This is a genomic window from Verminephrobacter aporrectodeae subsp. tuberculatae At4 (assembly GCF_000193225.1).
In the GTDB taxonomy this organism is placed as follows: Bacteria; Pseudomonadota; Gammaproteobacteria; order Burkholderiales; family Burkholderiaceae_C; genus Acidovorax; species Acidovorax aporrectodeae.
The window spans coordinates 1-12,129 of record NZ_AFAL01000106.1 but is presented as its reverse complement, the minus strand read 5'-3'; the positions used below and the strand labels follow the sequence as shown (position 1 = coordinate 12,129).

Here is a 12,129-nt window from a genome sequence, read left to right as displayed (position 1 = left end):
AACCGGCGCCTGACCCTCGACGAAATGAACGCCTTGCTGCGCCAGATGGAAGGCACCGACCGCTCCGACCAGTGCAATCATGGCCGCCCCACTTGGCGGCAGCTGACACTGAAAGAGTTGGACGCGCTGTTCCTGCGCGGGCGTTAGTAGTTGATATCTTGGCGCTCATGGCAAGGCGCGCAAAGGGGCCTGAACTGCTGCCCCGGGCACGAAAGCGTCGGGTGCACTGCGTGCAGCTATTTACCGGCCGGGGCATCATTGGGGAAATCCGTTCAAGCCATGCCACTGCCCAACCCCTTCACCCTCTTTTCGCGCCGCCTGTACCTGCGCATCTGGCTTGCCATGGTCGGCAGCATGGCGCTGCTCATGCTGGCCGCCGCGGGCTTGGTTTGCTGGCGCATTGCGCGCAACGCGCAGCCCTTCGTTCCCCCGGCGCGCGAAGTGCTGCTGCGCGACCCTGCGGGCGAGTTGCTGCTGCGCGGTCAGGCGACACGCCTGCCCGGCGCGCCGGGAGAGGACGTCGCATTCCGCATCGAGTCGGACACGGGCCAGTCTTTCACGCTGCAAATAGCCCCGCGCAGCGAGCACGGTGACCGGCCCGGCGCGCCGAACCGGAGCCCCGCCGCTTTCTGGACGCACTCCTTCGATTTCCTGTGGCCGCTGGGATTCGTCAGCCTGCTCATGGCCGTGGGGGTGTATCCCGTGATCCGCCGCCTGACGCTGCGGCTCGAGGCATTGCAGCGCAGCGTGCAGAAGTTCGGCGAAGGGGACCTGTCCGTGCGCGTGTCCGAGCAGGGACGCGACGAGGTCGCAGACCTCGCGCACCAGTTCAATGCCGCGGCCGAGCGCGTGGAAACGCTCATCGCAGCGCACAAATCGCTGCTCGCCAACGCCTCGCATGAGTTGCGCTCACCCCTGACCCGCATGCGCATCGGTCTGGAACTGATGGGCGGCGAGCGGCCTTCGCCCGCGTTGCGCGAGGAGATCCTGCGCAGCATTTCCGAACTCGATCAGTTGGTCGACGAAATCCTGCTGACCAGCCGCCTGAACGCGCGCGAGGCCGACGTGGGCACCATGGAACCCGTGGACCTGATCGGCCTGACGGCCGAGGAATGCGCGCGCGTGGACGCCCGCCTGGACGCAGCCGACCCGCTGGAAGTACGCGGCATCGCCAAGCTGCTGCGTCGGGCGCTGCGCAACCTGCTGGAGAACGCGCGCCGCTACAGCACCGGCCCGATCACCGTGGTGCTCCAGCGCCATCCGGACTACGCCGAAGTGCGCGTGTGCGACCGGGGCCCGGGCGTTCCCGCGAACCAGCGCGGCCGCATCTTCGAGCCCTTCTACCGCCTGCCGGGCACGAGCGAGCGCGAGGGCGGCGTGGGTCTGGGCCTGGCCCTGGTGCGCTCGATCGCCACGCGCCACAGCGGCGCCGTGCACTGCGAGGCCCACGCAGGCGGTGGCGCCTGCTTCGTCCTGCGCCTGCCGCTGCACCCGAGCGGCTGAGTTCAGTCCATCCAGGGCAGGGCGCGCGCCGGATCCTGGATCACGGGATGCCGCGTGTGGATGCTCTCGCCCGCGAGCACGCGCTCGTACAGACGCAGGTAGTCGCGCGCCATGCGCCGGGCCCCGAAATGCTCGAGCACGTGCGCGTGGCACGCGCGGGGGTCGAAGCGGTTGTCGCGCACGGCCTCGGCGAGCACCCGGGCCTGCGCCGACAGCACACCGCAGTGCAGCGGGACCAGTTCGGGCAGGGAGCCGTAGGGCGTGGAAAACACCGGGCAGCCAAAATACAGGCTTTCGATGACGGCCAGCCCGAACGGCTCATGCCAGCGCACCGGAAGGATCAGCCCGCGCGACATATTCAGCAGGAGCGTCTTCCTGGCGCCGCCCACCATGCCATGAAAGTGCACGCTGCGCGACAGCGTCCAGCGAAAACCGCGGCGAAAGCTGATGCGCGTGCCGCCGAGCACGTCCAGGTCCACTCCGGCGAACCTGGCCACGCGGATCGCCCCGCGCACGTTCTTCACGCCCCATGCGGCCTTGCCCAGGAAGTGATGGCGCGGGCGCGGGCAGTCGAAGTCCACCGGGCCGTAGCTGTCCCAGTCCAGCCCGTTGTAGACGAATTCGGTGGAACCATGGCGCGCCGCATGGTTGCGCGAGAGGAACACCGTGTTCAGCGGCAGCGGCCGCAGCTTGCGCGCGTTGCCATGCTCGGTCATCAGATGCGGCCGCTCGACCCCGGTGCGCGGGTGGAACTGGAAATGCGCGATGTCCACGTCGGCGGGAATCTGCCCGTCCCACGGCGCGTCCGGCCGGATCAGCAGCACCTGCCCAAATTCGCAGTGCGAACCTTGGGGTACCAAGTAGCTCACGCGGTGGCCCAATTGCACCAGCGTCCTGCCCAGGTCCCAGATGACGCGCTCGGTGCCGCCGTAGCCGTAGACCGGAATCGGGGCGTTGTTCACCAGCAGGACGTGCATTGCGAAAGTCTGTCGTCAAAGGGGATCGTGGAGCGTGCTTTTGCCCAAAAATGACGACACATAAAACTTCGTCTTTCTCACCATGGATGCGCTGCACAGTCCTCGCGAAGCATGCAGTATATACACGGTTCATGCTCTGTCATTCATCCAAACGCAAAATTTTCATTTTGTGCCGATACTTTCAGGCAATGACACCCGTCCTGCGGACCTGTCGCCGGTGCAGGGCGGCCAGCAGCAGCGGGCACATGAAGAGGTAGAAGACGTTGCCGCTGTTGTGCGCCAGGAAGACCTGCGTGAGCCCGAAGCCGATGTACGACAGCGGCAGCAGCACCCCTGCGAGGCACAGCGACAGGGATTGCCTGTCCATGTTTCCCGCCGCATCCCGGATGCGCGCGGCCGTGGGCCAGAACAGCGCCAGCGGTACGCCGTAGAACCCCATCAGCACCAGCACACCGAAGAGCCCCCGCTTGACGAACAGGTCCAGGAATTCGTTGTGCGCATGGCCGTAATCGAGCACGGAGGGGGGCGCCAGCCCGGCCGCCACGCGGCGCGCCTTCTCTTGCATGTAGCCTGCCCGACCCCAGCCGATGAACGGCCGATCCCGGCCCATCTCCCAGGCCAGACGCCAATGCGCCAGCCGTTGCCCGACGGAGTTGCTGCTTTCGCCGCGCTCCTGGTAGGTCTGCACCTCCTGGCGCGCTATGCCCACGCGCTCCTTCACGCCCGGCAGTTGCGTCAGTGCCGCAGCCACGAGCACCAGGGCGCACAGGCCCCCGTACACCCACCGCTGCCCGGTGGTGCGCACCAGCAACCATGCGCCCACCGGCAGCAGCAGCGCGAGCGCCAGCCAGCCTCCGCGCGACTGGGAAAGCAAGGAACCGGCCCCGCCGAGCAGCACTGCGGATACCAGCAACAGACGCTGCCACGGCAGCCAGCGCGGCCATTGCACCCCGAGCACCAAGCCGCTCATGAGCGCGAGCAGCATGCTCAGATTGCCGTACTGGATCGCGTTGGTAAAGCCGTTGGCACGCGGCAGGTCCAGCACCTGGGTCTGGAAAAACCCGAACAGCCCGCTGCCGATGGAACCCAGCGCAACCCCCATCCACAACCAGCTGGCACGGGGCGCGAAGGCCATCAGATAGAAGATGCAGGGCAGCACCAGCAGGTACTTGGCGGGGCGATCCAGGCTGCCCCAGCCCCAGGCCACGCCCACATCCAGCAGCCACAGCGCGGCCATTGCGCAGAACGCGGCCGCCAGCCAGCATGCGGCGCGCGGCGCGCGGCGGCGGCACCACACCGGGACGCTGACCAGGGCAGCGAGCAGCAGCAGGGCGGCGCCAAAGGAGTAGCCCGAGGGCAGCCACAGCGCCAGCCCGGGCAGCATGCAGGCGCCGCAGTTCGCGCAGCGCCCGAACCAACGGTGCGCGCGCATCAACGGATCACCCGGCCCGTCAGGTGGTCGCGGTCGTAGCGCAGCGCGGCGTAGCGCAGAAAGCCTTCCAGCGCCACGAACAGGCAGTACAGAAACCCCGCCCCGCCGCACAGAAAGCCCAGGCGGAACACGTACAGGCGCAGGAACATGGCCCCTCCCGACGCCAGGCCACGCAGCACGCCGCCGCGCTGGCCCATTTCGGCGCGCTTGGCGGCGCCGAGCATGGCGTACTGGGTGAGCTTCTCCAGACTGCCCCGCACCGTGCTGCGGGAATGGTGCAGCAGCCGCTCCCGGATGCGGCGGCGCGGCACGGCGCCGCCGCCGGGCAGTGGGTGGAGCCGGGCCTGCTCGTGCACCACGCCGGTGTATTCCTTGAGCAGCGCACGCACGAACAGGCGTTCGATCTGCGACTGCGAGCGGAAATACTTCAGTTCGCACCCATACGCCAGCATGCGCCAGCGGATGCTCCACACCGCCTGCTCGCCCGAGCGCACGATGGCCTGCAACTCCTGCGCAAAGGCTGGCGTCATGACTTCATCGGCGTCGAGGAAGAAGACATAGTCGCCGCGCGCGTGCGCGAGCAAGCGGTTGCGTTGCACGGCGAAGCCCTGCCAGTCGGGGTAGCTATGGACCTCGGCCCCCAGGCCACGGGCCATGGCGACGGTGCCGTCCTGGCTGCCGCTGTCAACGACCAGGAGTTGGTCCGCAAACGCGGCGCTGCGCAGGCAGGCTTCGATGCGCTGCGCCTCGTTGTGCGCCAGCACTGCAACGGTCAACGTGGGCAGCGCCGCGCCGTCGGCAACGACGGACATCGGTCAATGACCTGACTGCGCAGGCTCGCCCGCCTTCAGGCGGAACACCGTTGCACAGTAAGGGCACTGGGCCTGGCCCGTGCGCGCAAGGTCCAGATACACCCGGGGGTGGTTGTTCCACAGCGGCATTCCAGCCTCGGGGCGGGGGCAGAAAACACCGCCCTGCGCGTTCAGTTCCCGGGCAGACAGTTCGACGATGGTTTGCGCCATGGCGTCAGACCTTGCTGAGCCAGTGGGCGTATTTTGGATTGCGACCGTTGACGATGTCGAAGAATGCGCTCTGGATTTTTTCGGTGATCGGGCCCCGGCTGCCGCTGCCGATTCCGATGCGATCGAGTTCGCGGATCGGGGTCACCTCGGCCGCCGTGCCGGTGAAGAAGGCTTCGTCGGCGATGTAGACCTCGTCGCGCGTGATGCGCTTTGGGACGATGTCCAGCCCCAGGTCCCGGGCGATGTGGAACACCGTGTCGCGCGTGATGCCATTGAGCGCTCCGGCCGACAGGTCGGGCGTGTAGATCACGCCTTTCTTGACGATGAAGATGTTCTCGCCCGCGCCTTCGGACACGAAGCCGCAGCTGTCGAGCAGCAGCGCCTCGTCGTAGCCATCGTCCAGCGCCTCCATGTTCGCAAGGATGGAATTCGTGTAGTTGCTCACCGCCTTGGCCTGCGTCAGCGTGATGTTCACGTGGTGCCGCGTGTAGCTGCTGGTTTTCACGCGGATGCCGCGTTGCAGGCCCTCCTCGCCCAGGTAAGCGCCCCAGGCCCAGGCCGCCACCATGAGGTGGATCTGGTTGCCCTTGGGGGAGACGCCGAGTTTTTGCGAGCCGATCCAGGTCAGCGGGCGCAGGTAGCACGACTGGAGCTTGTTTGCGCGCACCACGGCCAGCTGCGCCGCGTGCACTTCGTCGTGGGTGAACGGGATCTGCATGCGCAGGATCTTGGCGCTGTTGAAGAGGCGCTCGGTATGCTCCTGCAGGCGGAAGATGGCCGTGCCGTTGACCGTGTCGTAGGCGCGCAGTCCTTCGAAGGCACCGCAACCGTAGTGCAGGGTGTGGGTCAGCACATGGATCTTGGCGTCGCGCCAGTCGAGCATCTGCCCGTCCATCCAAATCTTGCCATCACGATCGGCCATCGAAGGAACTACGGGGCTCATGGGCATCCTTTGCTTGTTGTGGGTTATCAGAGCGGGATTCTACGGGGCTCGGGTCGGGCTCTGCTCCGCCCTCGGGGCGGAACAGGGTCCACTGCACCAGCTTGCCGTCGCGGAACGTGCAGGTCACGTGCGACTGGCTGCCGTCGGTCCAGCGGTAGCGCTGCGGTTGCGCGTCCGCGTCCGACAACTGCTCGCCCAGGGCCTGCGTCAGCGCAACCACGTGCATCAGATTCATGCCCTTGGCGAGCCGGGCATTGAGCATGACGGTGCTTCCCACATACCCGATGGGGCGGCGGGCGGCCCTGTGCATCACGCCCACGAGCCGCGTGAAATGCAGCAGGCCCCACATGACGAGCCCTCCGACAACGGCCAGCACCCCGCCCAGCCAGAGGTCGCGAAACCAAAACCAATCAGCCCCACCGCGCCCAGCGGCACCAGGATATTGCGCAAGTTCATGCGCTATATTGTGTCGCCAGTCAGTTCGCGGGAACAATCGTCCCCTGGGCCAGGGCGCAGAGTTTCTCGACACCCGAGTCCACAGCGAAGACTTCGCATTGGCAGATCGCAAGCCGCTTGCCGGTGCTCCGGGTTTGCGCTCTGGCCACGAGGCGGTCACCCACGCCGGGCCGGAGGTAGTTGATCTTGAACTCCACGGTCAGCGCATTGCCACCGAGCGCCAATCCCCCCGCGAAGGTGATGGCGTTATCCGCCAAGTAGCTGATGACGCCTCCATGGGCGTAGCCATGCTGCTGCTTGTGATGGTCTTTGATGACCAGGGTCAGTTCGGCGGAGTCGCTGGACGACGCGGTCAATTCTGCACCGATGAAGAGGCTGAACGGCTGGCTGTCGAACACCTGGCGAGCAAACTTCTGGGTATCGTTCACGGACGTCCTCTTTCATCGAAAAATGGGGATCGGGTCATGCGCGCCCCATCCCCCTGCACACCGCATGGCCCCGATTCAACGGCCGGGACGGATCAGCGCGTACTGCGCCCATTCCCCGCGCCGGTACAGCAGGTTGATGGGCTTGCTCTTGTCCGCCTTGGCAAGCACGGATTCAAATTCCTTGACCCCCGAAACCTCGGTGTTGGCGATGGACAGGATGATGTCCCCTTCGCGCAGACCGGCACGGGCGGCAGCGTCCGCGGCGCTGGCCACCACCACCCCGCCCTTGAGCTTGAGGTCCTTCTTTTGCGCTTCGGTCAAATCCGCAACCGACAAGCCGATTTGCTGCGCCGCGGCTGAGGCCTTGGGCTTTTCCACGCGTCCGACCACCTTGGCGGAAAGTTTGTCGGGCTCGACTTCTGCAATGGTGATGCTCAGATCCCGCGCAGCACCGCGGCGGAATATCGTCACCGTGCTCTTGCTGCCGGGCTTGGTATTGCCGACCAGTCGCGGCAGGTCCGCCACCTTCTCGATGGGCTTGCCGTCGAAGCGCGTGATGATGTCGCCCGCCTCCATTCCCGCCTTGTCGGCGGGCGATCCGGCTTCCACACTCGAGATCAGCGCGCCCTGCGGCTTGCCCAGGCCGATCGACTCTGCCACGTCCCGGGTCACGGGGCCGATCTGTACGCCGATGCGGCCGCGCGTGACACGACCCGACGTGCGCAGCTGCTCGCTCACGCGGATCGCTTCGTCCATGGGAATCGCGAACGAAATGCCCATGAATCCGCCCGAACGCGAATAGATCTGGCTGTTGATGCCCACGACCTCGCCACGCATATTGATCAGCGGCCCGCCGGAGTTGCCCGGGTTGATGGCGACGTCGGTCTGGATGAATGGCAGGTAATCGCCCGTTTCCCGCTGCTTGGCGCTCACGATGCCTGCGGTCACGGTGCTCTCCAGGCCGAATGGCGAGCCAATCGCCATGACCCACTCGCCAACGCGCAGGCGGCTCACATCCCCGACCTTCACGGCAGGCAGGCCGGTCGCATCGATTTTGACCACCGCCACGTCGGTGCGCTTGTCTGCGCCAATGATCTTGGCCTTGAACTCGCGCTTGTCCGCGAGTGTGACGATGACCTCGTCGGCACCCTCGACCACGTGGGCATTGGTCATCAGGAATCCGTCCGGGGTCAGGATGAACCCCGATCCGACGCCCCGCGGCACCTCCTCTTCCTGCTGCTGCGGCTGCTGGGGTCGCGATGGACGCGGCATGCCCGGAATGGGTACGCCAAAGCGCCGGAAGAATTCGAGCATTTCCTCGTCCATGCCGTTGGCATTGGGACGGGTCGAGACTTTTTCCGCCGTGCGGATGTTCACCACCGACGGACCCACCTGGTCCACCAGATCCGTGAAGTCCGGCAGGCCACGCACCGCAGTAGCCGGCTGAGCCAGTGCGGCGTGGGGCATGAGCACTGCGCTCGCGACCCCGGAAAACAAGCACGCGAACGCAACTGAGCGCAGCGCATTCCGATTGAACTTCGGCATTCATCGACCTTTCGTGGGTTGTGAAAAATGGGGGGCATCCATGGTGTGTAGCTGTGAAGGGTATGCCGCCAAATGGTTCCCGCACCGGGCAATTTTTTTATGCCTTTCCATGCACCTTGCGTGCAAGCGCCCGATCATACTGTGCCGAAACACCGCATTGGCGCCGTATCGGGCATGCTGCTCAGCGCGCGCGCTCCAGTTGCCCGACGAAGAGACGCAGTGTTTGCAGCGGGACCTCGCCCACGGCAGTGACCCATGCATCGGGCAGTACCCGCTGGGCCAGGAACTGCGTCGCGCCCCTGCTGAATACCTGAGGCTGCGCCGGGTGCTGCTGCGGATCAAAGGACTCCAGGAAAAGGGACACGGAGGCCAGGCCATCGGAATAGAGACACTGCAAAGCGGTTTGCGCAGCGTCCGTCGCAGAGACGGTGTGCCGGCGGCAGCTGACGGGAACGAACCCGGCGACTGGCTGGCGCAGTGTCCAGCCCTCGGCCTCGGCGGTGGTTGGCACCGCCGCCGTCGGCGCAACGACCTGGTAGCCCGCGATCGCGTCCATCGAGCGCGCCATCTGATCCACCCGAACCAGGGCGTTCAAATCCAGTTCCGAAAACGCTGCCTGCTCCAGGATCTGCCCGTCCGCGCCCAGCGTTTGCCGTTTCACGAGCAAGCCGGTATCGCGCTCGCTCCACAGGCGGTAGCCAAAGCGCAACGCGTCCAGGGGCCTGAACCACACCACGTCCGCGACGAGTCCCGCCACCCGCTCCTGCCCCACCAGGCGCGGCGCGTAAAACCGGGCGATCGACGTGCCGCTGGGCACCGGGGCTCGGGGAAACCTTCCGGATTCTTCCCGGCGGTCGGTGCGCACGGTCCGCGACTGCGGCAGGAATGTCCGCACCTCGCCATTGCGCCGAAAAACGGTGCGCGGCGTGCCGCTCAGGGCATCGACCCGTTCCATCTGCCGCTGCCCGTCGCAGGCATGCCAGATGCGCGCGCTGGACATCGCTCCGGTGGCCGACAGCACGACGAAGGTGCCTGCATACGAGCGGTTGCAGGGGGCACCGCGCACGCGCTCGATCCACTGCGCCATATCGCGCTCGGCTGACACGAGGGCTGGCTCACCCGGGGAGCGCGCAGCGCTGTCGGCCTGCGGGGCCGCCGCCAGGAGCGAGGAAAAACCGAGGCCAGCGGCCGCCAGCAGCATGCGCAGCCCCGCAGAAGATTGCACACAGGCTCTTGTCACGGCGTTCATCACGCAAGACCTCTCAATCAGCCAGGAGTGCGCCCCTCTCTCTCGGCGCCTCAGTGGCCGGAGGTTTCAAACGTTGCATTGCGCAAGAAGTCGGCGGGCATCTGCAATGCCGACATGCTGCCAAACTGCTTGTGCGCGGCAAGCAATTCGTCCAGGCGTGGATCGCGCACCATGAGTTGCTGCCCCTGGGAATCGGCCTGCACCACGGTGGGTTCCTCCTGGACGGACGCTGCGCGCCCGGGCACGAGCGCCAACCGGGCGCCGCCGGATGCGCCCGCTCCCTGCCAACTGACGAGCGCGGCCCAGCCGATCGCCACGGCCGCCGCCAGCGACGCGCAGCCCGCGAGCACCTTCCAGCGGAAAACGGCGGCATTCGCTGCGGATGACAGCGCAGGAGCCAGCACGCCCAGTTGCACAGGATTCTGCGGCCGCGCAGGGGGCGCCTCTTGGGCCAAGCGATTGCGCAGCCGCGACATGAACGCAGGGTTTGCGGGCCGCGCCAAATCCGCGGAGCGCAGCGCGTCGCCCACCAGGTGGTAGAGCGCCCACGTCGCTCGCCCCTCTCCGGTCTCGGCCGCGAATGCCAGGGTCGCCGCGAGTTCTTCCCCTTCGAGTCGCCCATCCGCCAGCGCAGACAGGCACTCGCGCCGATGCCCATCATCCACCATGGCGTCCCCTGCCAACCCGTTGATACCTGTTTCCGCCTTGCTCATTGCATCACCTCACCACCGTTTGCCCGACTGGTATTCGAGCAAGGGGCGCACTTTGGCCGAAATGGCTTCACGCGCCCGGAATATCCGGGACCGCACCGTGCCAATGGGGCAATCCATGGCAAGCGCGATCTCCTCGTAGCTCAGCCCTTCGATTTCACGCAAGCTCACAGCCTGGCGCAGTTCGTCGGACAGGGCCTCCAGGGCCGCGTTCACGGCTTGCGCAATCTCTCGGGCAGCGAGTATGGTTTCGGGGGTTTCGTCGCTGATTGGTTCGTGCCCGGCGCGGGAAGTTTCCTCCTCGTCCTCATTGCCTCGCAGGGCATTCTCGAAGACGAGCGGATTGCGCCGCATGTCCACCAGCGCCTTCTTCGCCGTGTTCACGGCAATGCGGTAGAGCCACGTGTAGAACTGCGCGTCCCCCCGGAACTGGTGGAGCGCGCGGTAAGCCCGGATGAATGTCTCCTGGGCAATGTCCTGGGTGAGATCGGCGTCGCGCACCAAGCGACCAATAAGCCGCTCGATGCGGCGTTGGTACTTGATGACCAATAACTCGTAAGCCCGCTGATCCCCCGCCACCGTGCGCTCGACCAGTTGGAAATCGTCGTCTTCGGAAGGAGGAGGCGGGATGACAGTCATGGATACTCAGGACTCACGCCCCACACGGCTGCCGGCCGCAGCGGTTTCGTCAGCGTTGCCAGCGTCCGGGCTGGCGCGCGAATATACCGCACGGCGCAGGTCCATCCAGCGCTCCGGCTGCCAGGAACGCTCCAGCCAGAGCCAGATGCGAGAGCGCCCCACGGGGGACACGCAGACCCACAGCTGCGTTTGCATGTCCAGCAGGACTTCGGGCGGCCCTTCGAGCGGCCAGGAGCGGCCCCGGGGCGTCAGTTCCTCCAGCGCCCAGGCCTGCCCGTCCCAGCGCATGGCCCCTGAGAATTGGTCGTGCCAGAAATGCCATGCGCCCGCCACGGCCAGCAGCCACAGGCAGCCAGCGGCAAGCGTCAGCCCCCATGAAGACCCGGCCCCCAGAAGGACCCAGCCAGCAAGGACCGCCGCACCGGTCAGCAACGAGAACGCGAGTACCCGGCCCAGGACAGCGCTGCGCTGCAAGGGATACTGCACGGGCGGAGGGCGGCGCGCGAGCCGGGTCATGCCATCTCACTGACTGCGGCCCGTTGCCGCTCCCGGGAAATTTTGCGCAGCATGGGGCCTATTGTGCACAGCGCAGCCGGGGGGGTCCTGAGGACGCTGGGGGCCGATCCCATAGAATGGCGGCCATCGGCCCGCGCAATCCAGGGGCCCCGGAATGCGGGTGTAGTTCAATGGCAGAACGGCAGCTTCCCAAGCTGCATACGAGGGTTCGATCCCCTTCACCCGCTCCAATCGGCTGGCATGCGGCGGGCCAAACTTTCCGACTACTCCATGCAGCTTGGCGCAGCCCTACACCAGCTGCGCCGCCATCAGTTCTTTCTTGAAGTAGGCGTAGAACAGCGGCGCCGCCACGAGTCCGGCGGGACCGAAAACGGCCTCGGCCACGAACATCACGCTGAGCAGTTCCCACACCTGCATCTGCGTGCGGCGACCGACCACCCGGGCATTGATCAGGTATTCGGCCTTGTGGATGAGGATCAGAAAACCCAGGCAAACCGCAGCCGCCAAGGGCGCCACCGACAGCCCGACGAGGGTGATCACCGCGTTGCACACCAGATTGCCGACGATGGGCACCAGGCCCGCGACGAAGGTGAACATGACGAGCATGGGCGTATAGGGCAGGCGCAGGCCCCACAGGGGCAAAATGAACAGCAGGAACACCCCCGTGAGCAAGGTGTTGAACGCGGCGATCCAGAACTGCGCCGCGACG

At 66.3% G+C, this 12,129-nt stretch carries 13 protein-coding genes, 1 tRNA gene and 1 pseudogene; 2 read left to right on the top strand and 13 right to left on the bottom strand.

Annotated elements, in window-relative coordinates; translation table 11 throughout:
* The first annotated feature begins 279 nt into the window (after positions 1-279).
* A complete protein-coding gene (locus VTU_RS0104350; protein ID WP_010101177.1) occupies positions 280-1,503 on the top strand; it encodes a HAMP domain-containing sensor histidine kinase in 1,224 nt (407 codons plus the stop codon).
* Positions 1,504-1,505: 2 nt separating this feature from the next.
* Here the strand turns inward: VTU_RS0104350 and VTU_RS0104345 are convergent, their stop codons facing one another.
* The 12 genes and pseudogenes from VTU_RS0104345 to VTU_RS0104290 form a co-directional block, all read right to left on the bottom strand.
* Positions 1,506-2,480 (bottom strand): glycosyltransferase, encoded by a 975-nt coding sequence (locus VTU_RS0104345; protein ID WP_010101175.1) that lies wholly within the window; start codon positions 2,478-2,480, stop codon positions 1,506-1,508.
* A 181-nt stretch (positions 2,481-2,661) separates the two neighbouring features.
* A complete protein-coding gene (locus VTU_RS0104340; protein ID WP_010101173.1) occupies positions 2,662-3,912 on the bottom strand; it encodes an O-antigen ligase family protein in 1,251 nt (416 codons plus the stop codon).
* Positions 3,912-4,724 (bottom strand): glycosyltransferase family 2 protein, encoded by an 813-nt coding sequence (locus VTU_RS0104335; RefSeq protein ID WP_010101172.1) that lies wholly within the window; start codon positions 4,722-4,724, stop codon positions 3,912-3,914. Before VTU_RS0104335 ends, VTU_RS0104340 begins: the two co-directional genes overlap by 1 nt.
* 3 nt (positions 4,725-4,727) lie before the next feature.
* Positions 4,728-4,934, bottom strand: a complete 207-nt coding sequence (locus tag VTU_RS0104330) for a zinc-finger domain-containing protein (RefSeq protein WP_010101171.1) — start codon at positions 4,932-4,934, stop codon at positions 4,728-4,730.
* A 4-nt stretch (positions 4,935-4,938) separates the two neighbouring features.
* Positions 4,939-5,877, bottom strand: a complete 939-nt coding sequence (locus tag VTU_RS0104325) for a branched-chain amino acid transaminase (protein WP_010101170.1) — start codon at positions 5,875-5,877, stop codon at positions 4,939-4,941.
* Positions 5,843-6,333: pseudogene (locus VTU_RS25655) on the bottom strand (hypothetical protein). Before VTU_RS25655 ends, VTU_RS0104325 begins: the two are co-directional and overlap by 35 nt.
* Before the next feature lie 20 nt (positions 6,334-6,353).
* Positions 6,354-6,761, bottom strand: a complete 408-nt coding sequence (locus VTU_RS0104315) for a PaaI family thioesterase (protein ID WP_010101167.1) — start codon at positions 6,759-6,761, stop codon at positions 6,354-6,356.
* A gap of 75 nt (positions 6,762-6,836) precedes the next feature.
* A complete protein-coding gene (locus tag VTU_RS0104310; protein WP_010101165.1) occupies positions 6,837-8,306 on the bottom strand; it encodes a DegQ family serine endoprotease in 1,470 nt (489 codons plus the stop codon).
* A 181-nt stretch (positions 8,307-8,487) separates the two neighbouring features.
* Positions 8,488-9,507 (bottom strand): MucB/RseB C-terminal domain-containing protein, encoded by a 1,020-nt coding sequence (locus VTU_RS0104305; RefSeq protein ID WP_010101164.1) that lies wholly within the window; start codon positions 9,505-9,507, stop codon positions 8,488-8,490.
* A 98-nt stretch (positions 9,508-9,605) separates the two neighbouring features.
* A complete protein-coding gene (locus tag VTU_RS0104300; RefSeq protein ID WP_010101163.1) occupies positions 9,606-10,268 on the bottom strand; it encodes a sigma-E factor negative regulatory protein in 663 nt (220 codons plus the stop codon).
* 9 nt (positions 10,269-10,277) lie between these two features.
* Positions 10,278-10,904 carry an RNA polymerase sigma factor RpoE gene (rpoE, locus tag VTU_RS0104295; RefSeq protein WP_010101162.1) on the bottom strand — a complete coding sequence of 209 codons (627 nt, stop codon included), beginning with the start codon at positions 10,902-10,904 and terminating at the stop codon, positions 10,278-10,280.
* Positions 10,905-10,910: 6 nt separating this feature from the next.
* Positions 10,911-11,420 carry a hypothetical protein gene (locus VTU_RS0104290; protein WP_010101161.1) on the bottom strand — a complete coding sequence of 170 codons (510 nt, stop codon included), beginning with the start codon at positions 11,418-11,420 and terminating at the stop codon, positions 10,911-10,913.
* Positions 11,421-11,576: 156 nt separating this feature from the next.
* On the opposite strand from VTU_RS0104290, the gene VTU_RS0104285 reads away from it, so the two are divergent.
* Positions 11,577-11,650, top strand: a tRNA-Gly gene (locus VTU_RS0104285).
* Positions 11,651-11,708: 58 nt separating this feature from the next.
* Here VTU_RS0104285 and VTU_RS0104280 read toward each other — a convergent pair.
* Positions 11,709-12,129, bottom strand: a 421-nt coding sequence (locus tag VTU_RS0104280) for an AI-2E family transporter (RefSeq protein WP_010101160.1), incomplete at its 5' end; no start/stop codon positions are given.

What these genes read in the sequence shown, in the direction of transcription:
- VTU_RS0104350 (WP_010101177.1), top strand. Translation starts at nt 280, where the DNA reads ATGCCACTGCCCAACCCCTTCACCCTCTTTTCGCGCCGCCTGTACCTG.
- VTU_RS0104345 (WP_010101175.1), bottom strand. Translation starts at nt 2,480, where the DNA reads ATGCACGTCCTGCTGGTGAACAACGCCCCGATTCCGGTCTACGGCTAC.
- VTU_RS0104340 (WP_010101173.1), bottom strand. Translation starts at nt 3,912, where the DNA reads ATGCGCGCGCACCGTTGGTTCGGGCGCTGCGCGAACTGCGGCGCCTGC.
- VTU_RS0104335 (WP_010101172.1), bottom strand. Translation starts at nt 4,724, where the DNA reads ATGTCCGTCGTTGCCGACGGCGCGGCGCTGCCCACGTTGACCGTTGCA.
- VTU_RS0104330 (WP_010101171.1), bottom strand. Translation starts at nt 4,934, where the DNA reads ATGGCGCAAACCATCGTCGAACTGTCTGCCCGGGAACTGAACGCGCAG.
- VTU_RS0104325 (WP_010101170.1), bottom strand. Translation starts at nt 5,877, where the DNA reads ATGAGCCCCGTAGTTCCTTCGATGGCCGATCGTGATGGCAAGATTTGG.
- VTU_RS0104310 (WP_010101165.1), bottom strand. Translation starts at nt 8,306, where the DNA reads ATGCCGAAGTTCAATCGGAATGCGCTGCGCTCAGTTGCGTTCGCGTGC.
- VTU_RS0104305 (WP_010101164.1), bottom strand. Translation starts at nt 9,507, where the DNA reads ATGCTGCTGGCGGCCGCTGGCCTCGGTTTTTCCTCGCTCCTGGCGGCG.
- VTU_RS0104300 (WP_010101163.1), bottom strand. Translation starts at nt 10,268, where the DNA reads ATGAGCAAGGCGGAAACAGGTATCAACGGGTTGGCAGGGGACGCCATG.
- rpoE (WP_010101162.1), bottom strand. Translation starts at nt 10,904, where the DNA reads ATGACTGTCATCCCGCCTCCTCCTTCCGAAGACGACGATTTCCAACTG.
- VTU_RS0104290 (WP_010101161.1), bottom strand. Translation starts at nt 11,420, where the DNA reads ATGACCCGGCTCGCGCGCCGCCCTCCGCCCGTGCAGTATCCCTTGCAG.